Source organism: [Eubacterium] eligens ATCC 27750, assembly GCF_000146185.1.
Classification (GTDB): domain Bacteria; phylum Bacillota; class Clostridia; order Lachnospirales; family Lachnospiraceae; genus Lachnospira; species Lachnospira eligens.
On the sequence record NC_012778.1, the window covers coordinates 903,795 to 929,912 of the forward strand.

The window sequence follows — 26,118 nt, forward strand, 5'->3', positions numbered from 1 at the left end:
GTTATTTGGAAAAGAGGTTAAATGGCAAATATGAGAGTACATGAATTGGCAAAAGAATTAAATATAACATCTAAGGATATTACTGATATGCTTAGCAACAGCGAGAAGACTTATAAGCCTGTAAGCGGACTTACAGATGCAGAAATTTCAAGTGTGAGAAAGAAGTTTGCTCCTGCACCTAAGGTTGAGAATAAGCCGGCAGCACAGCCAGCAAAACAGTCACAGCCTGTAAAGAATGATAACAGGGATAACAGACAGCAGAATCAGGCTCCAAAGCAGCCACAGCAGGGAACACAGAATAAGTCTGGCAATGCTGATGATAAGAAGCATATCTCACAGGTATATTTCCCACAGAACAGTTCAAGGGATAAGAATTCCAGAAGAGATAATAATAACAGAGACGGACAGCGCGATAACAACGGCGGCTACAGAAATAATGACCGTAATAATGGCGGTTATAGAAACAACGACCGAGGCAATAACGGTTACAGAAATAATGACCGTAATAATAACGGTGGTTATGGCAACCGTGATAACAACGGCGGCTACAGGAATAACGACCGTAATAACAATGGCGGCTACGGTAACCGTGATAATAATGGCGGTTACAGAAATAACGACCGTAATAATGGCGGCTATAGAAACAATGACCGCAACAACAATGGCGGTTATGGCAACCGTGATAATAATGGCGGTTACAGAAATAATGACCGTAACAACAATGGTGGTTATGGTAATCGTGATAATAATGGCGGTTATAGAAACAATGACCGCAACAATAACGGCGGTTTCAGAAATGACAGAAACGGACAGTCTGGAAATGGCGGCTTCAGAAAGGATAATGACCAGAACCGTGGAGGATTTAACGGAGGTCAGAGAAGAAATAATGACAGAAGAGATTCTGCACCTAAGGAAGAGTTTGATTTTTCAGCTAAGCCAGATTCAAGAAGACATGATTCAAGAATAGACAGCAAGAAGAATGACAGAAAGAGAGATAATGAGGCTAAGGAAAATCTTAAGTTCGCTAACAGCAGATTTGATAAGAAGCCTATGACAAAGCCTGAGAAGAAGGAAAAGGAAGAAGAGACAATCAAGCAGCTTGTTCTTCCAGATACTCTTACTATCAAGGAACTTGCAGATAAGATGAAGGTAGCTCCTGCAGCACTTGTTAAGAAGCTGTTCTTACAGGGTAAGGTTGTTACTATTAACGAAGAGATAGATTACGATGCAGCAGAAGAGATTGCTCTTGAGTTCAACTGCATATGTGAGCATGAAGAGAAGGTTGATGTTATTGCAGAACTTCTTAAGGAAGATGAAGAACCAGAGGATAAGCTTGTTCCAAGACCACCAGTTGTCTGCGTTATGGGACACGTTGATCACGGTAAGACTTCATTGCTTGATGCAATCAGAGAAACTCATGTGACAGCTAAGGAGTCAGGCGGAATCACACAGAAGATAGGTGCTTACCAGGTAAATGTAAATGGTAATCTTATTACATTCCTTGATACTCCGGGTCATGAAGCATTTACAGCTATGAGAATGCGTGGTGCTCAGGCTACAGATATTGCTATTCTTGTTGTAGCTGCAGATGATGGTGTAATGCCACAGACAATTGAGGCTATTAACCATGCAAAGGCAGCAGGTGTTGAGATTATTGTTGCTGTCAATAAGATTGATAAGCCTAATGCTAATATCGAGAAGGTTAAGCAGGAGCTTACTGAGTATGGTCTTATTGCAGAAGACTGGGGCGGTTCTACTACATTTGTTCCAGTATCAGCACATACTAAGCAGGGTATTGATGAGCTTCTTGATATGATTCTTCTTACAGCAGAGGTTAATGAACTTAAGGCTAACCCTGACAGAAAGGCAAGAGGTATTGTTATTGAGGCTGAGCTTGATAAGGGACGTGGTCCTGTAGCATCTATCCTTGTACAGAAGGGTACTCTTCATGTGGGAGATGCTGTATCAGCAGGTTCTTGCTATGGTAAGATAAGAGCCATGATTGATGATAAGGGTAACAGAGTAAAGGTTGCCGGACCATCTACTCCGGTTGAGATTCTTGGTCTTAATGATGTTCCTAATGCAGGTGAAATCATTATGGCTGCAGATTCTGAGAAGGAAGCAAGAAGTATAGCAGAGACATTTATCAGCGAGGGAAGAAAGAAGCTTCTTGATGATACTAAGCATAAGGTATCTCTTGATGCACTCTTTGAACAGATTCAGGCTGGTAATATGAAGGAACTTAATATTATCATCAAAGCTGATGTACAGGGTTCTGTTGAGGCTGTTAAGTCAAGTCTTGTAAGACTTTCTAATGAAGAGGTTGTTGTTAAGGTAATTCATGGTGGTGTTGGTAATGTTAATGAATCCGATGTAGTACTTGCATCTGCTTCTAATGCTATCATCATTGCATTTAACGTTAAGCCTGATAATCAGGCAAGAATTGTTGCAGAGAGAGAAAAGGTAGATTTAAGACTTTACAGCGTTATCTACAATGCTATTGAAGATGTTGAGGCAGCCCTTAAGGGTATGCTTGAGCCTATCTATGAAGAAAAGATTATCGGTCATGCAAGAATCATGCAGATATTCAAGGCTTCAGGAGTTGGTAATATTGCCGGCTGTATCGTTGAAGAGGGAAGAATTACAAGAGATTCTGTTGTCCGTATAACAAGAGGAAGTGAGAAGGTTTATGAAGGACCTATCGCATCTCTTAAGCACTTCAAGGATGAGGTTAAGGAAATCAAGGCAGGTACTGAGTGTGGTATGGTATTTGAAAAGTTCAATGATATCCAGCCAGAGGATATGATTGAAGCACATATCATGGTTGAAGTGCCAAGATAGGATTTAGTTTTTATTTGGAGAATATATGCGTAAAAATAGTGTAAAGAATACCCGTATTAACGGAGAGGTATTGAAAGAATTAAGTAATATAATCAGAAGTGAGATTAAAGACCCTAGAATCAACCCTATGACTTCGGTTGTAGCGGTTGAGGTCGCTCCTGACCTTAAGACATGTAAGGCATATATAAGTGTTCTTGGTGATGAAAAGTCACAGAAGGATACGATTACAGGTCTTAAGAGTGCAGAAGGATATATAAGAAGACAGCTTGCAAGAACTGTCAATTTAAGAAATACTCCTGAAATAAGATTCATTCTTGATCAGTCAATTGAGTATGGTATTAATATGTCTAAGCTTATTGATGAAGTTACAGAACATGATAATAAGATGCACGTTGAGGTTGAAGACGAGACAGAATAAAGAGGTTAGTCATGAATATTATTGAAGAAATCGGACATGCAAAGGTTATAGGTATCACAGGACATATCCGTCCTGATGGTGACTGTGTTGGTTCAACATTAGGTTTATATAATTATATCAGGAAGAATCTTCCTGAGTGCGAGGTTACTGTTTATCTTGAAAAGCCGTCAGATGAATTTAATTATTTATCTGGTATTAATGATATTAAGCATGAGGCTGAGGATAAGCATTTTGATTTATTCGTAGTACTTGACTGCAGTTCAATGGATAGAATTGAACCATTTATGAGCTGCTTTGAAAATGCTGATAAGACTATCTGCATAGATCATCATATAAGCAATAATTCATTTGCTGATGTTAATTATGTAGAGCCACAGTCAAGTTCGGCATGTGAAGTTCTCTATACAACATTTGACGAGGATAAGGTCGATAAAAATGTTGCAGAGTGCATATACACAGGAATAATCCATGATACAGGTGTGTTTAAGTACAGCTGTACATCAAGAAGGACAATGGATATAGCTGGAAAGATGATGGAGATGGGAATTGATTATTCTGACATTATCGATAACAGCTTTTATAAGAAGAGTTATATCCAGAACCAGATTCTTGGAAGAGCTTTGCTTGAAAGTGTGTTGTTTTATGATGGCAGATGTATATTTTCAAGTGTATCTATTGAAGAAATGAATTTCTATGGGGTCACTGGCAAAGAACTTGGTGGAATTATTGAGCAGTTACGCTTAACAGACGGAGTTGAAGTGGCTATATTCCTTTATGAAACAGATAAGGACGAATACAAAGTAAGTCTTCGTTCAAAGAAAATGATTGATGTTGCAAGAATCGCCACAGCATTTGGCGGTGGAGGACATGTGAGGGCAGCAGGATTCTCTGCTAAGGGCAATGTCCACAGTATCGTTAATAAGATTGGCGAAATGATTGAGCAGCAGTATAATGAGGATAATGCATGAATGGTGTTTTAAATGTATATAAGGAGCAGGGATTTACATCTCATGATGTAGTTGCAAAGCTTCGGGGAATACTTAAAACTAAAAAAATTGGTCACACAGGCACACTTGACCCGGATGCGGTCGGGGTGCTTCCTGTGTGCATCGGTAAGGCTACAAAGCTGTGTGACCTTATAACTGATTGGGGAAAGACTTATGAGGCTGTAATGCTTCTTGGCACAACGACAGATACTCTTGATATATCAGGGAAAATTGTTGCCCAGTCAGAGGTTAATGTGAGTGAAGTGGATGTCCTTAAAGTATGTAATGAATTCATAGGTGAGTATGAGCAGATACCGCCTATGTATTCAGCTTTAAAGTATAATGGACAGAAGCTTTATGAGCTTGCAAGAAAAGGTATTGAGATTGAAAGAAAACCAAGAACTGTCCATATTAATACATTAAGGGTGAATGATATCAATCTTTCGGATAAACAGAAAACAGTTACTATTACTGTTGACTGCTCGAAGGGGACTTATATCAGGTCATTATGTGATGATATAGGTAAGAAGCTTGGGTGTGGAGCATGTATGATGAAGCTTACAAGAACGCGGGTAGGTGAATTCATGCTTGATGATACACTTACACTTAACCAGATATCGGCTCTTGTGTTAAAGGGTGAAATAGAAGACAGGATAACTGGCATAGATAAGATATTCAGTGATTATCAGGAGATAAAATTTGCAGAAGAATACAGCCGGTATCTTCACAATGGCAATAAGCTGTCAAGAGAACAGATACCTGCAGATGCTGCAATCAGTGATAATGAGAAATACAGAGTGTACGATTCTGATAAATGCTTTATCGGTGTATATGAATTTCGAGATGAAGTGCTTTATCCGGTTAAGATATTTTACGAAGACAACAAGTAAAGGGGCGTGATCATCTTTGGAATATATTCATGGAACAGATGATTTTCAATTAAATAAGGAAAGTGCAGTTACATTAGGAAAATTCGATGGAATTCATACAGGACATCAGAAGCTTATTGAGATTGTAAGGCAGAAAGCAGATGAGGAGAATCTGCTTGCGGTTTTGTTTACATTTGACAGCCTGCCACTTTCAATATGTCCACAGAAGTATCAGCATTTTATATCTACAAGCAGTGAAAGACGCAGACTGTGTGAGAATTTTGGTATAGATGTTGAGATTGAATATCCGTTTACGGAAGAATTCATGAATATGGAGCCTGAAGATTTTATATGCAGGATTCTTATTGATAAACTGCATGCAAAGTATGTTGTTGTAGGTACTGATTACCGTTTTGGAAAAGACAGGGCAGGTGATGCAGCAATGCTTGTGGAAGCAGGAGAAGAACTAGGATTTACAACTATTATTGTTGAAAAGGAAAAATATCAGGATAAGGAAATCAGCAGTACATATATAAGAGAAGAATTAAAGGTTGGCCATATGGAAACGGTAAATGTTCTTCTTAACAGACCGTTTAATGTTACAGGTGTGGTTTCGATAGGAAACCAGCTTGGACGGAAGCTTGATTTCCCTACTATTAACATATATCCGACGGAGTATAAGCTCCTGCCACCTAATGGAGTATATGCTACCCAGACGACTATTGATGGTGAAAAATTCTACGGGGTTACTAACTTAGGAACTAAGCCTACAGTAAGTGATGCACCGGAGATAAGTGTTGAGACGTTTCTTTTTGATTTTGACAAGGATGTGTATGGCAAGAAGGTTGATGTTGAATTTATACATTTTATAAGACCAGAGATGAAGTTTGAAGATGTAGAAGGGTTGAAGAGACAGATTGCGGCAGATTCGGATTTTGCAAGAAATATGTTTCTTATTGGATAATTAATACTTGCAAAGGTTTAATGCCTGTGTTACAATAACCAAGTATGAGCCGTCACCCAGCTGTAGGACACTCCGACCTGAAGCTTAGTGGCAGGAGATTAATATTTAGGAGGATTTAGACATGATATCTAAGGAAAAGAAAGCAGAAATCATTGCTACTTATGGAAGAAAGCCAGGAGACACAGGTTCTCCAGAAGTTCAGGTAGCTATCTTAACAGAAAGAATCGCTGAGTTAACAGAACATCTTAAGGTTAACCAGAAGGATCACCACTCAAGAAGAGGTCTTCTTAAGATGGTTGGTAAGAGAAGAGCTTTACTTGCATATCTTAAGGATACAGATATTGAATCTTACAGAAATCTTATTGAGCGTTTAGGCTTAAGAAAGTAATTAATCAGGGCGGAGTGTATAACTCCGCCCTATTGCATTGTTAATGGCAGAAGGGATACCCCGAGACCACTGAAATGTATATCATGGCGGTAGTTTATGGTGTATTTTTCAGTTGTTTCGGACCTTCTGTTAAATATATATTTTTTATGGAAGGAGTTCATATGTTTAAACAGTATGAAATGGAACTCGCCGGAAGAACTTTAAGAGTTGATATCGGCAGAGTGTGTGCACAGGCTAACGGTGCTGCATTAATGCATTATGGTGATACTGTTGTTCTTTCAACAGCAACAGCATCTAAAGAACCAAGAGAAGGAATTGATTTCTTCCCATTAAGCGTTGAATATGAAGAGAAGATGTATGCAGCAGGAAAGATTCCTGGTGGATTTAACAAGAGAGAAGGTAAGGCATCTGAGAATGCTATCCTTACATCAAGAGTTATCGACAGACCTATGAGACCATTATTCCCTAAGGACTATCGTAACGATGTTACTCTTAATAACATGGTTATGTCAGTTGATGAGAATTGCAGACCAGAATTACTTGCTATGATTGGTTCTGCTATTGCAACATCTATTTCTGATATTCCATTTGACGGTCCATGTGCTACAACACAGATTGGTATGATTGATGGAGAATTCATCGTTAACCCATCTCAGGCACAGTGGCAGGATGGAGATCTTCAGCTTACAGTTGCTTCAACTAAGCAGAAGGTTATTATGATTGAAGCAGGAGCTAATGAGATTCCAGAAGATAAGATGATTGAGGCTATATATAAGGCTCATGATATCAACCAGACAATCATTGCATTTATTGATAAGATTGTTGCTGAGGTTGGCAAGGAAAAGCATTCTTATGTAAGCTGTGCTGTTCCTGCAGAGATGTTTGAGGCTATGAAGCAGGTTGTATCTCCAGAAGAGATGGAAGTTGCTGTATTCACAGATGACAAGCAGACAAGAGAGAAGAATATTGATGCTGTAACTGAGAAAATGAAGGAAGCATTTGCAGATAATGAGGAATGGCTTGCAGTTCTTGGTGAAGCTGTTTACCAGTACCAGAAGAAGACTGTTCGTAAGATGATCTTAAAGGATCACAAGAGACCAGACGGAAGAGCCATTAACCAGATCAGACCACTTGCAGCTGAGGTTGATATCATTCCTAGAGTTCATGGTTCTGCAATGTTTACAAGAGGACAGACACAGATCTGTGATGTTGTTACTCTTGCACCTTTATCAGAGGCACAGAAGGTTGATGGTCTTGATGAGAATGTAACTACTAAGAGATACATACATCACTATAATTTCCCTTCATACTCTGTAGGTGAGACTAAGCCATCAAGAGGACCAGGACGTCGTGAAATCGGACATGGAGCATTAGCAGAGAAGGCACTTGTTCCTGTACTTCCATCAGAGGAAGAGTTCCCATATGCAATCCGTGCCGTTTCTGAGACATTTGAATCTAATGGTTCTACATCAATGGCTTCAACATGTGCATCTTGTATGTCACTTATGGCAGCAGGTGTTCCTATTAAGAGAATGGTAGCCGGTATTTCATGTGGTCTTGTTACAGGTGAGACAGATGATGATTATATTGTACTTACTGATATCCAGGGACTTGAAGATTTCTTTGGAGATATGGATTTCAAGGTAACAGGTACAACAGAAGGTATTACAGCTATCCAGATGGATATTAAGATTCACGGTCTTACAAGACCAATCGTTGAAGAGGCTATAAGAAGAACAAGAGAAGCAAGACTTTTCATCATGGATACATGTATGAAGCCTGCTATTGCTGAGCCTAGAAAGACTGTTGGTGAGTATGCGCCTAAGATTATCCAGACATCTATTGATCCTGCTAAGATTGGCGAAGTAGTTGGACAGCGTGGTAAGACAATCAACGCAATCATTGATGAGTGCGGTGTCAAGATTGATATTACTGATGATGGATTCGTTTCTGTATGTGGTGTTGAGCAGGCAGGAATGGATAAGGCTATGAAGTATATCAAGACTATTGTAGAAGACTTCGAAGAAGGCAAGATATATGAAGGTAAGGTTGTAAGCATTAAGGAATTCGGTGCCTTCGTAGAGTTTGCTCCTGGCAAGGAAGGAATGGTTCACATTTCTAAGATTTCTAATGAGAGAATCAACCATGTTGAAGATGTTCTTACACTTGGCGATCATGTAAAGTGCAAGTGTATGGGTAAGGATAAGATGGGAAGAATCAGCTTCTCAATTAAGGATGCAATGTAAAAGCATGAGTTATATTTGGTTATAGAAAAGAGGATACGATTATGGTAGATCAGAATTGTGCATATTGTGTAGAGGGTGACCTCGTAGCTAAGTTTGGTATTAAGATATGTGAGCTTGAGACATCTAAGGTATATCTGTTCAAGGAGCAGAGTCATCCTGGAAGATGTATCGTAGCACATAAGAAGCATGTTGGTGATATGAATGAGTTAACTGCAGAAGAGAGAGCTGCTTACTTTGAAGATGTTGCAAGAGTAGCAAGAGCTATCATGGCTGCTTTCCACCCAGATAAGGTTAACTATGGTGCATATGGTGATACAGGTCATCACCTTCATTTCCATCTCTGCCCTAAGTATAAGGACGAGTTCGAATGGGGTGGAGTATTCCTTATGAACCCAGATAAGAAGTATCTTACAGATGCTGAATATGCAGAGATGATTGAGAAGATTAAAGCTAATATGTAACTGTTCAGAGCCAGGCAGAATTTCATAAATCAGATTAGAAATGCTTGCATTTCTATATCTGGTTTTGAAATTCTATCTGGCGGATACGCCACACCTCCAAAATGCGAAGCATTTTGGAGGCTGGCTCTGAATAGTTACAACAATAATTTGAAATGAGGTATTTTTATGTCAGGACATTCAAAATTTGCGAATATCGCGCATAAGAAGGCAGCCAATGATGCAGCTAAGGGTAAGATCTTTACAAGACTTGGTAAGGAGCTTATGATAGCTGTTAAAGAAGGCGGTCCGGATGTTAATAATAACAGTAAGTTAAGACAGGTTGTTGCTAAGTGTAAAGCAGCTAATATGCCTAATGATACAATTGACAGAGCTATTAAGAAGGCTGCAAGTAATGATATGTCTAACTACGAATCAGTTACATATGAAGGATATGGTCCTAACGGAACAGCTATTATCGTAGAGGCTCTTACTGATAACAGAAACAGAGCAGCTTCTAATATTCGTAGTGCATTCACTAAGGGTGGCGGTAATGTTGGTACTCCAGGCTGTGTATCATTCATGTTTGACAACAAGGGACAGATGATTGTAGACAAGGAAGAATATACCGGAGATGCTGATGAGCTTATGATGTTAGCTCTTGATGCTGGTGCAGATGACTTCAATGAAGAAGAGGATTGTTATGAAATCCTTACTTCACCAGAGGAGTTTGATGCTGTTAACCAGGCATTAGCTGATGCCGGAGTAACATTTGCTTCAGCAGAGGTTACTATGATTCCACAGACAACAGTAGACCTTACATCTGAGGATGATATTAAGAAGATGAACAGAATCTTAGGACTCTTAGATGAAGATGATGATGTTCAGAATGTATATCATAACTGGAATGAACCAGAAGAAGATGAAGAATAATTAATCATAAAAAAGATTCTCATGCAAGTTTAGCATGAGAGTCTTTTTTTATTGCTGTAAATGTGCTATTATTATTTTATTAATTGCGTGTAATGGAGAAAAACTATGCTTTTACAGGAGATGCCAGCTGATAATAAAATAATTATAGAATTAAGTATTAAAGGGCAGAAGTTTGAATTTCCTTCTAAAGTTGTCAGTCAGGGAAATAACAGCATATTTATAGAACCTATAAGAATCAACGGTAAAGTTTTAACTTTTAATTCATCAGAGAGTGTGGCTGTTAATATAGTAATGATAAGAGAAAATAAGTCTCCAATGGTGTGGAAGGGTGTTGGTGTTGCATGTGTGCATGAAAAGTCTGGCAGCTTTTATAAAATAACAGCGAGTGGGGAAGGCTTTGAAATTAACAGAAGAGGAGCGTTCAGGCTTTTTGTTGGGATTTCAGGTGTTGCCCAGCTTGGAATTAATAGAAAGGCAGTTGATGTTATAGTTAAGGATGTCAGTGAGAATGGCTTTTCTTTTGTCAGTTCTGAAGATATGGAAAATGTTATTAATATGCCGGTAAGACTGGTTTTTAATGATTTTAATAAAAATTATAGTCTTATGGGAATAATTGTAAGGAAAGTAATTATTAATGAAACTAAGGTTCTTTATGGCTGTCAGCTCAGTGTTAATAATTCACAACTTGAACAGTATATAAACCAGAAGCAGCGTCAGATGCTTTCTATGAACAGAGATAATTCAGCATTTAAAAACAAAGAAATGCTTGAGAAAGCATTAAAAGAGCCTGAAAGAACTGATAACAAAGAGCAGCCCGAAGAGGATGACAAAAATTATAAGAGCAAGTCAATTAAGAATGACGGAACATATAAAGACAGAGCAATTAATCGGGTTGGAAAGACGGAGAGAAGAGATATATTCAGAGAAGCAGTGAGCGGAAAGAAGGTTTAATATGGAATCATCATTAAGAGAAATAGAACAAAGAGAAAAAATGAAAAAAGAAAAAAGGCATATAGAAACAATGATTAAGTATGAACGTGCAAAGATATGTCCAAAATGCGGAGAACTTATGAGATATGCATTTGGAGAGGTTTTTAAGTGTGATCATTGTGGCCAGGAAGAACTTACATCATTTGGTAAGGTAAGAAAGTACATTGAAGAAAATGGACCTTCAAATGCATCTAATATTTCACGAGGAACCGGAGTCCCTGTATCAATTATCAATAAGTATTTAAGAGAAGGAAGAATTGAGATTCCTGATGGCTCAGATAGTTATATAAAATGTGAGGACTGTGGTGCGGATATCAGATATGGAAGATATTGCCCGGCATGTGCAGCAAAGCATAATAAAGACCAGAATGTTGGTATATTTAATTCAGAGGCAGGAGAAGTGCCAAAGCATAAGAGAGATGCATATGGTAAGATGCATACTCTTGATGTAATGGAAAAGACAAGGAATAAAAAGTAATAAGAGATATAATAAAAAGCCGTTACCACAAATATTGTGGCAGCGGCTTTTATCTTTTCGGGTACTAATTAAAGATCAAATCCAAAGTATCTTACAGCGTTGTTGTATGAGATACCTTCAACAATCTTCTTTAATGCCTTCTCATCTGCTGGATATTCACCATTCTCTACCCATCCACCGATAAGCTCGCACATGATTCTTCTGAAGTACTCATGTCTTGTGTATGAGAGGAAGCTTCTTGAATCTGTAAGCATTCCGATGAAGTTACCAAGAAGACTTAAGTTAGCAAGGCTTGTCATCTGGTTAGTCATACCAACCTTATGATCGTTGAACCACCAAGCTGAACCCTGCTGAATCTTGCCAACAGCCTTAGAATCCTGGAAGCATCCGATAACTGTTCCGATAGCAGCGTTAACTGAAGGGTTAAGTGAGTAAATGATTGTCTTAGGAAGCTCATCTGTAGCATTAAGTGCGTTAAGGAACTGAGCCATCTCAGCAGAGCAGTCATATGTGTTAATGCAGTCAAATCCAGTATCTGGACCTAACTGGTCATAACGGAATCTGTTGTTATCACGTATTGTACCATAATGTATCTGCATTACCCAGTTACGCTTGTTGTATTCTTTACCTACAGATACCATGAATGCTGTCTTGAACTTGTTCATCTCTTCTGTAGTGATAGCAGAACCTGAGAATCTCTTAGCAAAGATTGCTTCGATTTCTTCTTCTGTGTATGGCTTGTACATTACATACTCAAGAGCGTGATCAGATACTGAGCATCCCATAGAAGCAAAGAAATCCATACGGTTTTTAAGAGCATCTATTAATGAAGCAAATGAATTAACTTTAATTCCGCTTACATTAGATAATGTCTCAAGATAATCAAGATATTCAGGCTTTTCAATGTTCATAGCCTTGTCAGGTCTCCATGCAGGAAGTACCTGTACGTCAAATGTCTTATCATCCTTAAGAACCTGATGCCACTCAAGTGAGTCAACAGGATCATCTGTTGTACAGATTAATGTAACATTTGACTGCTTGATAAGGTTACGAACTGACATAGAATCTTCCTGAAGCTTTGCATTACAGAGATTCCATACTTCCTCAGCTGTGTCGCCGTTGAGAATACCGTTGTATCCGAAGTATCTCTGAAGTTCAAGGTGGCTCCAGTGATAAAGTGGGTTACCAATAGCCATCTCAAGAGTCTCAGCCCATTTCTGGAACTTCTCGCGGTCAGAAGCATCACCTGTGATGTACTTCTCATCAACACCGTTAGTTCTCATCTGACGCCACTTGTAATGATCGCCACCAAGCCATACCTGTGTGATGTTCTCAAACTTTCTGTCTTCAGCGATTTCTCTAGGGTTGATATGGCAGTGATAGTCAAGTATTGGCATCTTAGCTGCATAATCGTGGAATAAATGCTGAGCTGTTGGAGTTGAAAGTAAAAAGTCTTTGTCCATGAACTGTTTCATGATTCATAATCCTCCTGTGAATTAAAATATTGTTGTGTTGCGTTTTATTATATCAGCGGCGATGATACTGTGATTATCAGCATCTTCACCGGATAAAACCTTCATAAGCACGCTTACCGCGCATGAGGATAGTTCCTCAACCTTGCTGTCAATAGAGGTAAGCTCAGGTTCTGTACATAATGAAAGAACAGAGTTATTATATCCAATAACCTCTAAATCCTCAGGAATTCTGGTTCCGTGGGTATGTGCAAACTTGACAGCACCGGCAGCGATAGAGTCATCAGATGTCATAACGGCATCAAACTTCATACCTTTATCATACAGATATGTAAGATAATCTCTGGCATGAGATATGTTCTTGCCACACAGATGATGGAATTCATCCGGGAGAGTAATACCGGCTTCATTAATTGCTTTAAGATAGCCGCGGTACTTATTCATGCCACTGTATGAAGTACTAGTATATAAGTAAACTATATTACGATGTGAATTATTTATCAAGAGTTTTGTTGCATTGTATACAGCTTCTTCATCATTGCACATTACTGAATAAATGTTGTCAGCGTCCAGATAGCCGTTGACCAGAACTATAGGAACATCTTTAGCTGCATTAATAATGTAGTCGTTGTTATGTTCACTGGTATTTTCTACAAACTGTGAACCGGCAAGAATAATTCCGTCAACTCTTTTACTTAAAAGAAGTTCGAGATAATTCTTCTTATTATTGTAATCTTTACCGGTGCAGCAAAGAATAGAATCGTAGTTGTATTTACGAAGCTCCTGTTCAAGGTAGTAAACAGCGTTGGCAAGGTATATATCAGATGAATCTATGCACATAATGCCAATTGTCTTCATAGTATTAAGACCTAATCCTCTTGCAAATACATTAGGAGTGTAGTCTAATTCTTTCATTGCATTAATAACCTTGTCTCTTGTCTTCTCGGAAACTTTGGCGTTGCCGTTAAGTACTCTTGAGACAGTTGCTATGGACACACCAGCTTTTTTAGAAACATCATATATATTAATATTCATGTGCGACCTCATCTCTTGACGATTGTAAATGTAACGCTTAACTGAAATTGATAAAAAATAAATAAATGTAAGCGCTTACATATTGATAAATGAATTATACAATGGTATTATTATAAAAACAAGTGTAATGTAAGAATTTTTTAAAAAGCAGAAAAATGTATTGACTTAGAGCATTTTTAAGTATATTTTATTTATGAAAGCGCTTACATGCACTTATTTACATACCATTTACTGGTTAATAATTAGGGACCGTTATCGTAAAACGGATTATTCCCAATGAAAAAAGGAGATTTAAGATGCAGAGATTAAACAAGAGTATTACACATGCAGTTGACAGACCTGTTAAGGTTATGCAGTTCGGTGAGGGTAACTTCCTTAGAGCATTCGTTGATTATATCTTCGATGTAACTAATGAGAAGACAGATTTCAACGGTGGTGTTGTTATCGTTAAGCCTATCGAGTTCGGTACACTTGAGAGATTCCATGATCAGGAATGCCAGTACACACTTCAGTTAAGAGGTTTTGTTGATGGAGAGCCTAAGGAAATCACACGTCAGATTACATCAGTAGTAGATGCAGTTGCAGCTATTGAGGATTATGACAAGTACATTGAGTATGGTACAAGCGAGACTCTTAGATTCATCGTTTCTAATACAACAGAGGCTGGTATCGTATTTGACGAGACAGATAACGATCCTAATGCACGTCCTCCTAAGACATACCCAGGAAAGCTTACACAGCTCCTTTACAAGAGATATCAGAAGTTCAACGGAGCAGCTGATAAGGGACTTATCTTACTTCCATGTGAGCTTATCGCTGATAATGGTATTGAATTAAAGAAGTGCATCATGAAGTTTATCGAGCTTTGGGGACTTGAAGATGGATTCAAGGATTGGGTTAACAATTACTGCTCATTCTGCCCAACACTCGTAGATAGAATTGTTCCAGGATATCCAAGAGAAGACGCAGCTAAGCTTTGCGAGGAATGGGGATATGAGGATCAGCTTATCGACAGAGCTGAAGTATTCGGTCTCTGGGTTGTAGAGAGTGATTCTAACCTTCCACTTGAGCAGCTTGAGAAGGAACTTCCATTTAAGGAAGCTGGACTTAATGTAGTATTTACTAATGATCATCACCCATACAAGGAAAGAAAGGTTAGAATCCTTAACGGATCTCATACATCATTTGTATTAGCTTCATTCCTTGCTGGTAACGATAATGTAGAGAATTCTATGAAGGATCCTGTAATCAGAAAGTACATGGAAGAGACACTTTACAACGAAGTTATTCCTACACTTTCACTTTCTAAGGAAGATTGCGAAGAGTTCGCTAAGGCTGTTATCGACAGATTCCTTAACCCATTCGTAGATCATAGATTATTAAGCATTTCACTTAACTCAGTATCTAAGTGGGAAGCTAGATGTTTACCTTCATTCTTAGGATATGTTAAGAAGTTTAACAAGCTTCCTAAGTACCTTACATTCTCTATCGCAGCACTTATGAGCTTCTATACATCACAGACAGAAGCTGAGTTCAACGGCGGTATTGTATTAAAGGGTAACAGAAACGGTGAAGAGTACAATATTACAGATGATAAGGCTGTTCTTGATTTCTTCAGAGATAATTCAGGAAAGTCTGCTAAGGAATTCACACATGCTTACTTAAGCAATACTAAGTTCTTCGGTGGCGAGGATCTTTCTAAGGTTCTTAACCTTGAAGAAGTTATTACTGAGTACATCACAGATATCAGAGAAAGAGGTATGAGAGCAGTTGTTAATGATTTAGCTCTTGACGACTAATTAACAGGCCCTTTGAGTGATTACAGAGCGGATGTTTTTATATTCATCCGCTCTTATTTAATATAATAATTAGAATTACAAGGAGAATATATGCAGGATTTTATTAAGATTAATAAAGATGATAATGTTGCTGTAGCATTAAAGCCTATTGCTAAAGGCACAACTCTTAATGTTGCAGGAATTGATGTGACAACTGTAGAAGATATTCCACAGGGACACAAGTTTGTAATTAAGGCTATCAAGAATGGTGATCCGGTTATCAAATATGGTTTCAGAATTGGATTTGCACAGGCTGATATTCCGGTTGGAGCATGGGTTCATACTCATAACTTAAAGACTGGTCTTGGCGAATTACTTGAATATACTTATGAACCAGAGGGACATAAGGATGTTGAGCCTACTGAGCCAGCTTATTTCGATGGATATATGAGAGAGAACGGCAAGGTTGGTGTCCGTAACGAAGTATGGATTGTTCCTACAGTTGGATGCGTTAACTCAATTGCAAGAGCAATTGAAGCAACAGCAAGAGCTAACAAGCCAGAAGGAGTAGATGAAGTAGTTGCATTTACTCATCCATATGGATGTTCACAGACAACAGAAGATCAGGAGAATACAAGAAAGATTCTTGCTGATTTAATTAATCATCCTAATGCAGGTGCAGTTCTTGTACTTGGTCTTGGATGTGAGAACAGCCGTATTGAAGTTCTTAAGGATTATATCGGAGAGGTTAATCCAGACAGAGTTAAGTTCCTTCAGGTTCAGGATGTTGAGAACGAGCAGGAAGAAGCAGAGAAGCTTATGAACGAGCTTATGGCTTATGCTGCTACATTTAAGCGTGAAAAGGTTAATGCAAAGGAACTTATCATTGGTATGAAGTGTGGTGGTTCTGATGGATTATCAGGTATCACAGCTAATCCAACAGTTGGTCTTTTCTCAGATATGCTTGTATCTAAGGGTGGTACAACTATCCTTACAGAAGTTCCAGAGATGTTCGGTGCTGAGACAATTCTTATGAACAGATGTGCTAACAAGGAACTCTTCGAGAAGACAGTTCACCTTATTAATGACTTTAAGGAATACTTCATTAAGAATGGTCAGGAGATTTACGAGAATCCATCTCCAGGAAACAAGGATGGTGGTATCACAACTCTTGAGGACAAGTCTTTAGGATGTACACAGAAGTCAGGAAGCTCATTAGTAAAGGGTGTTCTTGCATATGCAGAGCCAGTTAATACTAAGGGGCTTAATCTTCTCAGCGCACCTGGTAACGACCTTGTTGCTGCAACAGCTTGTGCAGCTTCAGGTGCACAGATGGTTCTTTTCACAACTGGACGTGGAACACCATTTGCATCACCGGTTCCTACAGTTAAGATTGCAACTAATTCAAGACTTGCAGGAAATAAGGGCAACTGGATTGACTTCAATGCAGGAAGAATTGTTACAGATGATCTTCCACTTGAAGATGCAGCTAAGGAACTTTTCCAGCTTGTATTAGATGTTGCTTCTGGTAAGAAGGTTAAGGCTGAGATAGCAGGATTCCATGATCTTGCAATCTTTAAGCAGGGTGTAACTTTATAATTGCTTGCTATAATGATATTTTTCTAAGATGTCGGTTATAGTTTTATAGAAGAATTTTAATAATTGGGGGTTTATAAAAGCCTGCCAAATGTATCATAAAGATGCTTTTGGCAGGCTTTTTTGTAAATCTTTTTTTGCAATGTGGCACTTGACAAAAAAATATCGGGGGGGGGGTAGAATAAAAAGGGAATTCATTAAACATGAAATTCTTAAATTACATTTAAAGGAGAAAAAATATGAGGATGATTAAGAAATTGATGGGCTGCATAGAAGCAATTGCAGCGACAGCAATAGTTGTAACAACATTGTTTAGTGGTGTAACTGGGGGATTAAGTGTTAATGCAGCAGAGGTGACAGATAAGCCAGCTTATTATTTTGAAGATGACGATACCATGAATAAAAATGGTGTCAAATATGTTATGGATAAGGAAGATTCGGCTGCGTTTAAAGAGTATTTTGGATATTTTGATGATGATGACAGCCGACAGATGAATATTTTTCATGAGGATACCACAGTTAGGATTGATGCAGATAAGTCGGCATATTCGATTGATGATATTCTTAATGTTTATGTTGATGCTTATCAATTAAGCAGAGACGAGTCTGGTAAGCTTGTTTTCAGTATGAAGGGAAGAAGTGCACGCGGAGAACGGAATGTATTTATGCTTTCAAAAATGGGATTTGATCCACAAAATATGTTAATTAAATGGGAAAAAACAGGGGATAAAAAAGGCATATATGTATTTGATAAAATGACTTTTTCTGGTGCATATAATAGTAAAAGTCCAGATGGGAAATTTCAGACTGAGAGTTTAAAAGAGTCGAGTTATACAGAAAAAGAGACAGTTGATATTGATTTTCTTAAAGTAACCATTAAATATAAGGATTCAGAGGATAAAGAATGTTATGTCGGTGCAATTATGATGCCTGACTATATGACAGACAAGACAGTTCTTCATTTAACTAAAGCTTCAGATGAGAAGTCTGATGATGTGACAGATAATACATATACATTTGATGCAGCAGACAAGGACACACAGGTGGTTGATAGTGAAATGTTTGCAAGCATCTTAAAGGAAAATGAGACTAAGGATGTTGTAATTAAATCTAATAATAATGTTACATTTACATTTGCAAAGGGAACAATGAAGAGTGTTGAAGGAAAGAATGAGTATGATTTCTCAACAATAATTAATGAGACTTATGCAGATACAATGCCATCATATGTAACAAAAGATAATTTTGTGGCACAGGTGAAGTTTAATTATTCAGGACAACTGCCAGCAACAGCAAGTATCCGCATACCAGTTGGAACAAATTATGCAGGGACTACACTTTATTACTCACTTATGAATGATGATGGTACATTTGCAGGAACACAGGCAGTTGTGGTAGATGAAGAAGGCTATATGACAGTAAAGCAGGTTCATTGCTCAGAGTATGTCATAACTAAAGAAGCTCCTTCACTCAAAGATACAGAAGTTACATCACCTGTTGAAGATACAGAAGTTTCTTCAGCAGAGACTGTAGAAACACCTCAGACTTCTGATGGATATAAAGTATATGTATATGCGTCATGTATTATAATGATACTGGCTGGAGTTGTTATATGCAGAGAGGTTAAAAGAACTAATGCTTAAGAACAAAAAAGTATGTATTAGTGTCATAAGTGCCTTTATAATTATTATAGTAGTTGTTATAGCAATAGTTGTAAATAATACACTGATTAATAAGGATAGACATAATGATAAAGATGTGGTGAGCAATAGCCCGAGCCAGAGCGTTGCGGCAATATCTGATAATAAGAAAATTACCGAAACATTGCCGGATGAAAATGCTTCATCTGAAGAAACAAATTTTACAGAAATGTCAGAAACATCAGAAATGTCGGATGAGTCTGAAACCGTTGAATTGGAGACTGATAATAATCAGAATGAAGATGCAGGTGGTAACAGTGTAAACAATGATAATTACACATATGTTTCAGAAGCTACAAATAATAGTTACTATAATAACAATAATTCCAGCAACAAGGAAACAACACAGAATCATATAGTGTATAATGATGATGGTACACTTAACATAAGAGAAAGTTATTGGGAAAATTATAAAGGCTTTCATGAGTTTCGTGATGCAATAAGTACAAGTCCGGAGTTTTCACAATTGTTAAATAAAGCAGCCCAATTAGGTATTCCTGTCAGCAAGTGGTCATTAACTTTTGCAAATTACAGGGATGTTTACCCAGGCAATCCAAAAGATATATGGTACTTTATTTATTATGAGAAAATGGATTATTTCTATAGATTTGAATATGATGGAAATAATTTCTACTTTACTAAACAGGGATTTATGAATCATGGCAGAGTGGGCGGTTATGTCCCAGAAGAATTTGAAAATAATATTGTATACAGAGAAGATGGAACATTAAATCTTCAGGAAAGTTACTGGCATTATGAAGATAGCGATGATTTATACCGAAGCATAACGAGTACACCTGAGTTTAAACAGGCCATAAATGGATACAGAAGTGTTACAATTCGCTATTCAAATACTGATGGAAAGATTACAGCAAAACTGCAGCAGTGGATAGTAGGTTATCCGGATGGAAGTGAATATCATTTTCTGTTTGATGGAACAAAATATTGCAGAATGCCTATTTGGAGTGACTGATATATCTGTGGTAAATGAAAATAATTAAATAAAAACAGGCAGTATTGGAATTCTGAAATTGAAATTTCAATGCTGTCTGTTTTTATTGCAAATGTACAAAAGAAAAAGGGCGGTGCTGTATGGCACCGCCCATCTTGGATGAATCTTAAATTAATGAATCAGATGATTATCTCTGAACTCTTGCGCCAGCACCACCAACGATACCTTCAACTTCCTTAAGAGAAGCCATTGTTGTATCACCAGGAGTTGTCATAGCTAATGCACCGTGAGCTGCACCATAGTTAACAGCCTTCTCAGCATCTTCAAATGTCATAAGACCATATACAAGACCTGAAGCGAATGAATCACCGCCACCAACTCTATCCATGATCTCAAGACCATCATACTGAGCAGCCTTGTAGATTTCTCCATCAGCCCAGCAGATTGCTGACCAGTCATTAACTGTAGCTGTCTTAACCTGACGAAGTGTTGTAGCAACAGCCTTGAAGTTAGGGTATGTAGCAGCAGCTTCGTTGATCATCTTCTTGTAACCATCAAGGTTAAGAGTCTTAAGGTTCTCATCGTTACCTTCGATTTCGAAACCAAGGCAAGCTGTGAAGTCTTCTTCGTTACCAATCATAACGTCAACATACTTAGCAACTTCCTTATTAACTTCCTGAGCCTTAGCTAAACCACCGATAGCTTCCCACATAGATGGTCTGTAGTTAAGATCGTAAGATACGATTGTACCGTACTTCTTAGCTGCCTTACAAGCTGCAATAACAGTCTCGCAAGCCTGCTCAGAAAGAGCAGCATAGATACCGCCTGTATGTAACCAACGAACACCTAAACCACCATCGCTCTTGTTCTTGAAGATGTAATCGAAATCGAAATCTTCTGGAGTAGCCTGTGAAATAGCTGTGTTAGCTCTATCAGAGCATCCCTTAGCACCACGGATACCAAATCCTCTCTCTGTGAAGTTGAGACCATTTCTGCAAAGACGACCGATACCATCTGTCTTCTTCCAGCAGATAAGTGATGTATCAACGCCACCCTGTTCGATGAAATCCTTCATAAGAAGACCTACTTCGTTATCAGCAAATGATGTGATAACAGCAGTTCTCATACCGAAGCACTTGTGAAGTCCACGGATAACATTGTATTCTCCGCCGCCTTCCCATGCTCTAAAGCTTCTTGCTGTACGGATTCTTCCTTCACCTGGATCAAGACGAAGCATAACTTCACCTAATGATACAGCGTCAAATGTACACTCTTCAGCTGGTCTTAAATTTAATTTCATTTTTTAGATACCTCCAAAATATTTTATTGCTACAATATTTTACCATAATAATCCGATTAATTCCATCATTTTTGCCTAAACTTTTATATGTTTTGAAAGGAATATGATAAATTACAACTTTATTTGACAAAAGAATATAGTGATTTTTATAATTGAATTGAATATTGTTATTGCAAATAAGGTTTGTCTTCAAAGAAAATTAAGGACAAGCAAAAAGGAAGCCAGATAAATACTGACTTCCTTACAAAATAAAAGAGCGCGAGACGGGGATCGAACCCGCGACCCCCTCCTTGGCAAGGAGGTGCTCCACCACTGAGCCACTCGCGCATATGTAATGTTCCTTGAATGGAATTTCTCGCGAACACAAGTGACATAATACACATAAAAAATGAATCTGTCAAGCAAAAAATTTAAAAATGTAACTGAAATTAAGAAATTATTTAATTGAATAAGGATAAAACCCAGGTGTACAATTTGTATATTTCCAAAAAAAAATAGAAAATATTGTATATTGTATTGAAAAAATCCACTACTGGTTGTAAAATTTATAAAGAATGTTTCGATATAATATAATAGATATTAGTTTGTACATTTTAAAGACAACTTTATTTTAATGGAATATTAAAAGTGAGGGATATATATGAAGAATATAAGGAAAATAAAGCAGATTACAATGCGTCTGAAATTACAATGGAAGATTGCCATAGCGGTACTTATTGCAGGAGTTGCGTGTGGAGGTGTATTTATTTTTGCTAATGCTGATTCAAGTGTTTCACTTAGTCTGACACCTGCACGGTCGAGTGTTGCGCAGGGACAGACATCAACGGTGATTCATGCTAATCTTTCAGGAACAGATGATGAGTATTATGATGCCAGTAATCCATCAAATAATGGAATAGCAAGTCCTGTCAGACTTGAGTGGTCAATATCTGATGAGGATTATGATGTCGTAAAGTTTTTGAATCCAAGCTCAGGTGGAGATACATACTTACAGAATATATCTGGTACAACTAATCCTACTGTATACGGTAACAGAGCTGGTGCGGCAACAATAACTGCTGCATATCATTCTAAAAAATTTTCAGAGTCAGGCGCGGTTGTATATGATAATGTTCTTGCAACATCGACTGCAGCAGTATATGTTCCTATCAATGTTAATGTTGTAAGGGAAAGAGGAAACCAGACACTTCAGGAAGCTGACTTGATGAAAGAGGGAGATCTTATTACAATCACAGCAAATACATGTGAGAGTAATAAGCTTTTTATCGAAACATCTAATGATTCAAGTGGAGAGGTTAAATCTGATGGTGTTGTTGAAATGTATTATCGCGATTCATCAAAGGTTGTGCTTAAAGTGATAGGAGGCGGTTCAACAACTATTACAGCAAGAACATCAGATGGAAGTGGAATTAATGCGCTTACATATACATTTACAGTAAGATCTGAAGTTAAGTTTAAAGAAAATATTACTAATGCACAAGGACATTTTATAACACATTTACAGAGTAATCCTTCAGCTAAATACATGGTTTTATCTGATAAAGATTATGAAACATTTTCATATGAAGAACTACCATCAAATGTTGTATATCCTGAAAAGTCAAATGTTGTATACAGAACAGCAGATACCAATATTGTAACAGTAGCTGCCGGTACAGTTTGTGGTGTTCATGCAGGGGTGACTACTGTAAGTGCAGGACTTACAACATTAGATGTGGGTGGTAATGAGTCATGGTTCACTAAAGATGCAGTGAATATTGTAGTTCCATTTAAGAAAATGGGAAATGAAGTAAGCAATATGAATGTTGGAGACCAGTTACAGTTATCAACATCTGCCATTGCGTCAGAAGTTACATGGTCAACATCTGATAATACAGTTCTTCAGGTGGATTCATCAACAGGTCTTGTTAAGGCTGTTGGGGCAGGAACAGCAACTATATATGCAACAAGAGTGCAGGATGAATTATATACAGTTTATGGACTTCCTTATCAGCTTGTTTATAAAATAACAGTAATTGATGGATTTGGATTAAGTACAGTTTCTACTACTGTTAATATAGGAAGTACTATTGATATAACAGCACTGGTGACTAATAATCCAACAAAGGAACAGATAACATATACAGTTACTAATCAGCCTGATGCAGCTGGAGTTGTTCCTACATATGATTTAATTGAAGTATCACAGTCTGATGATGGAAGAATATTTACTGTTAAAGGAGTAGCTGCCGGTATAGTTCATCTTAAGGTATCGCAGAATATTAACGGTGTTATTAAATCGGAAACATGTGTTATATATGTAACAACTCCTGTAGGAGAAGTGACTATTAATCCATCGTCACTTACAATTGACAGAGGAAGTACAGGAACAGTCCAGTTATTGTTTAATCCATCAGGACCTACTAATTCGAATGTTTTGTGGTCATCTTCAGATACAAGTGTTGCAACAGTAGAGGGTGACAGCTTTACAGCAACTATTAAGGGTGTTTCTGGTGGAACTACTACAATTACAGTAATAACAGAAGATGGTCTTAAAGTTGCTACATGTGACGTATATGTAAGGGAGCCGGTTACAGGAGTTGTTCTTAATGCAACAACTGTAGAATCAGCAATGGCAATCGGACAGTATCAGCTTGTTGCTACTGTATTGCCATCTGGTAATGGCGTTAACAGGAATGTTACATGGTCATCATCTAATGAATCTGTCTGCAAGGTTGATGAAAATGGACTTGTAACATATGTTGCACCAGGATATTGTACAGTTGTCTGCAAGACAGAGGATGGTGCTTTTCTTGCTACATGTAATTTTATTATAAGTATTCCAGTTGAGACAATCAAACTTGATTATACAGATGAGATAATGTCAAAGGGAGACAGATTAAGAATAACAGCAGAAGTTCTTCCTCTTACAGCGACTAACAGAACAGTAAGCTGGGAATCGTCTAATACAAATGTTTGTATTGTAGATTCTAATGGACTTGTGGAAGCTGTTGGAACAGGTAGTGCAACAATTCTTTGCAAGTCTTTAGATGGTGGTGTAACTGCCATGTGTAATATATATGTTAAACAGCCTGTTACATCTATCGTCCTTAATACAACAGATATTACAGTAAGAAAAGGACAGGTATTCTGGCTTAATGCAACATGTCTGCCAGAGAATGCTGATAATAAGATAGTTTCATGGGAAAGCCGTGATAAAGAAGTCTGTACAGTGGAAAGTGATGGAAAGGTAACTGCTACAGGAGCAGGTACGACATCTATAATATGTACGAATGTAGATACAGGACTTACAGCATATTGTGTTGTTACAGTTACACAGCCGGTTACAGGCATTAAACTTAATTCTGATTATCAGGAGTTATGGGTTGGAGCAAAATATGCTATTATTCCATCTATAGAACCAATAGATGCTGAGAATAAGAATGTTACATATTTTTCAAGTGATACATCAGTTGCAACGGTAGATGAATATGGTGTTGTAACAGCATTAAAGGGAGGCAGTTGTGTTATTGAGGTTACAACAGAGGAATGTCACCTAACAGCAGCATGTACGATTGTAGTAAAAGAATATGTTTCAAGCATTACGCTTAGTGAAACAGATAAATTTATGAATGTTGGTGCAACAGGAAAACTTATTGCAACGGTTGGTACAGAAACAGCAACTAACAGGAATGTTATATGGTCATCTTCAGACAACAGTATATGTTATGTTGATTCAGAGGGTAATCTGAGTGCAGAATCAGTGGGCAATGCTGTTATATCAGCAACTGCAGCAGATGGTAGCGGTGTTACAGCAACATGTATTGTTAAAGTTGTTAATCCTGTAACTGGAATTGAAATAGTACCAAGTACAGTAAGATTACTTGTTGGAGATTCAAAGAAAGTTACAGCAAATGTTTATCCTGAGAATGCAACAATTAAAGATGTCACATGGACTTCATCAAATGAGTCAATTGCTACAGTTGATGAGGATGGTGAGATATTTGCGTTGAGTACAGGAAAGGTTAAGATAACAGCAACATCACAGGATGGTAATAATATAAAAGGCATATGCTGGGTTTATGTTACGCCGGTAGTTAATATATCTTCTTTAAGAATTAATTCAAAAGATATATATATGCTTACAGGCAGATCAAGAAAATTATCAGTAATAGTAAGACCTACTGTTAATACTGATTCTTATCAATGGTATTCATCTGATACAGGTATAGTTACTGTAGATGACAATGGTGTTATTACAACAGTTGGTCCAGGAACAGCAGATGTTTTTGTTATAAGTGATGGTGCAGGTGTAGAATCAACATGTACAGTTCATTCGCTTGCAATTAGCAGATCAAATATTACTCTTGAGCAGTATGACAGATATACTCTTGATGTCATTGGAACGACAAGCAAAATAACATGGCGAAGCAGTAATCCGAGAGTGTGTACAGTTTCATCATCTGGTGAGGTTATAGGAAGAAAGGCTGGAACGGCGACAATAACTGCAGTTGTAAATGATAAGACTTTTAGCTGTGTTGTAAGGGTAACAAGCATTAGATAATTAAATAAAGACATGAAAAAAGGAGATGCGGTCAAACATCTCCTTTTTAAAATATGAGGGGGAGATAGAAAGAATTCTCTTTGCTATCTGATATATAATATATACATTAAATGTGAGCAAAGTGTGTATATTTGGTTAAACAAAAATAAAAATCATAAAAATCTATTTTATTGATTAAAATGTCTTAATATG

19 protein-coding genes and 1 tRNA gene are annotated in these 26,118 nt (G+C 37.7%); 16 read left to right on the forward strand and 4 right to left on the reverse strand.

The window, feature by feature from the left end; all coding sequences use genetic code 11:
- The first annotated feature begins 21 nt into the window (after positions 1-21).
- From infB to EUBELI_RS04345, 11 genes are all read left to right on the forward strand, one after another.
- Complete coding sequence (gene infB, locus EUBELI_RS04295; protein WP_012739132.1) at positions 22-2,841, forward strand: translation initiation factor IF-2; 2,820 nt, start codon at positions 22-24, stop codon at positions 2,839-2,841.
- Between the two features lie 25 nt (positions 2,842-2,866).
- Positions 2,867-3,259: a 30S ribosome-binding factor RbfA gene (gene rbfA, locus EUBELI_RS04300; protein WP_012739133.1), complete on the forward strand. Its 393-nt coding sequence runs from the start codon at positions 2,867-2,869 to the stop codon at positions 3,257-3,259.
- A gap of 11 nt (positions 3,260-3,270) precedes the next feature.
- Positions 3,271-4,227, forward strand: a complete 957-nt coding sequence (locus EUBELI_RS04305; RefSeq protein ID WP_012739134.1) for a DHH family phosphoesterase — start codon at positions 3,271-3,273, stop codon at positions 4,225-4,227.
- Entirely contained in the window at positions 4,224-5,135 is a 912-nt protein-coding gene (gene truB / locus EUBELI_RS04310) for a tRNA pseudouridine(55) synthase TruB (protein ID WP_012739135.1), read from the forward strand. The genes EUBELI_RS04305 and truB overlap by 4 nt, the downstream gene beginning before the upstream one ends.
- 16 nt (positions 5,136-5,151) lie before the next feature.
- On the forward strand, positions 5,152-6,078 hold the full coding sequence (locus EUBELI_RS04315) for a bifunctional riboflavin kinase/FAD synthetase (RefSeq protein ID WP_012739136.1): 927 nt from the start codon (positions 5,152-5,154) through the stop codon (positions 6,076-6,078).
- A gap of 121 nt (positions 6,079-6,199) precedes the next feature.
- Positions 6,200-6,466 carry a 30S ribosomal protein S15 gene (gene rpsO, locus EUBELI_RS04320; protein WP_012739137.1) on the forward strand — a complete coding sequence of 89 codons (267 nt, stop codon included), beginning with the start codon at positions 6,200-6,202 and terminating at the stop codon, positions 6,464-6,466.
- 161 nt (positions 6,467-6,627) lie between these two features.
- Positions 6,628-8,712: a polyribonucleotide nucleotidyltransferase gene (locus tag EUBELI_RS04325; RefSeq protein ID WP_082425971.1), complete on the forward strand. Its 2,085-nt coding sequence runs from the start codon at positions 6,628-6,630 to the stop codon at positions 8,710-8,712.
- Between the two features lie 41 nt (positions 8,713-8,753).
- Positions 8,754-9,173, forward strand: coding sequence for an HIT family protein (locus EUBELI_RS04330; protein WP_012739139.1), 420 nt, complete (start codon positions 8,754-8,756; stop codon positions 9,171-9,173).
- Positions 9,174-9,338: 165 nt separating this feature from the next.
- Positions 9,339-10,082 (forward strand): YebC/PmpR family DNA-binding transcriptional regulator, encoded by a 744-nt coding sequence (locus tag EUBELI_RS04335; protein ID WP_012739140.1) that lies wholly within the window; start codon positions 9,339-9,341, stop codon positions 10,080-10,082.
- A gap of 105 nt (positions 10,083-10,187) precedes the next feature.
- Positions 10,188-11,033, forward strand: coding sequence for a PilZ domain-containing protein (locus tag EUBELI_RS04340; RefSeq protein ID WP_012739141.1), 846 nt, complete (start codon positions 10,188-10,190; stop codon positions 11,031-11,033).
- Between the two features lies 1 nt (position 11,034).
- Positions 11,035-11,550, forward strand: coding sequence for a hypothetical protein (locus tag EUBELI_RS04345; RefSeq protein ID WP_012739142.1), 516 nt, complete (start codon positions 11,035-11,037; stop codon positions 11,548-11,550).
- Positions 11,551-11,618: 68 nt separating this feature from the next.
- On the opposite strand, the gene uxaC is transcribed toward EUBELI_RS04345, so the two are convergent.
- Together uxaC and EUBELI_RS04355 are read right to left on the reverse strand one after the other, a co-directional pair.
- Entirely contained in the window at positions 11,619-13,025 is a 1,407-nt protein-coding gene (gene uxaC / locus EUBELI_RS04350; protein WP_012739143.1) for a glucuronate isomerase, read from the reverse strand.
- Positions 13,026-13,046: 21 nt separating this feature from the next.
- A complete protein-coding gene (locus EUBELI_RS04355) occupies positions 13,047-14,051 on the reverse strand; it encodes a LacI family DNA-binding transcriptional regulator (protein WP_041688559.1) in 1,005 nt (334 codons plus the stop codon).
- Positions 14,052-14,353: 302 nt separating this feature from the next.
- Between EUBELI_RS04355 and EUBELI_RS04360 the strand changes: the two genes are divergently transcribed.
- The 4 genes from EUBELI_RS04360 (at position 14,354) to EUBELI_RS04375 (ending at position 20,104) form a co-directional block, all read left to right on the forward strand.
- Positions 14,354-15,856, forward strand: a complete 1,503-nt coding sequence (locus EUBELI_RS04360) for a tagaturonate reductase (RefSeq protein WP_012739145.1) — start codon at positions 14,354-14,356, stop codon at positions 15,854-15,856.
- A 90-nt stretch (positions 15,857-15,946) separates the two neighbouring features.
- Positions 15,947-17,434, forward strand: a complete 1,488-nt coding sequence (locus EUBELI_RS04365) for a UxaA family hydrolase (RefSeq protein WP_012739146.1) — start codon at positions 15,947-15,949, stop codon at positions 17,432-17,434.
- A gap of 236 nt (positions 17,435-17,670) precedes the next feature.
- Positions 17,671-19,074: a hypothetical protein gene (locus tag EUBELI_RS04370; RefSeq protein ID WP_041688065.1), complete on the forward strand. Its 1,404-nt coding sequence runs from the start codon at positions 17,671-17,673 to the stop codon at positions 19,072-19,074.
- Positions 19,067-20,104 (forward strand): hypothetical protein, encoded by a 1,038-nt coding sequence (locus EUBELI_RS04375; protein ID WP_012739149.1) that lies wholly within the window; start codon positions 19,067-19,069, stop codon positions 20,102-20,104. The genes EUBELI_RS04370 and EUBELI_RS04375 overlap by 8 nt, the downstream gene beginning before the upstream one ends.
- A gap of 166 nt (positions 20,105-20,270) precedes the next feature.
- On the opposite strand, the gene EUBELI_RS04380 is transcribed toward EUBELI_RS04375, so the two are convergent.
- The gene (locus EUBELI_RS04380; RefSeq protein WP_012739150.1) at positions 20,271-21,383 is read right to left on the reverse strand and encodes a sugar kinase; all 1,113 of its coding nucleotides are present in this window, start codon (positions 21,381-21,383) and stop codon (positions 20,271-20,273) included.
- A gap of 255 nt (positions 21,384-21,638) precedes the next feature.
- Positions 21,639-21,710 (reverse strand) — tRNA-Gly (locus EUBELI_RS04385).
- 313 nt (positions 21,711-22,023) lie between these two features.
- On the opposite strand from EUBELI_RS04385, the gene EUBELI_RS13565 reads away from it, so the two are divergent.
- A complete protein-coding gene (locus EUBELI_RS13565; RefSeq protein ID WP_012739151.1) occupies positions 22,024-25,926 on the forward strand; it encodes an Ig-like domain-containing protein in 3,903 nt (1,300 codons plus the stop codon).
- Positions 25,927-26,118 lie beyond the last annotated feature (192 nt).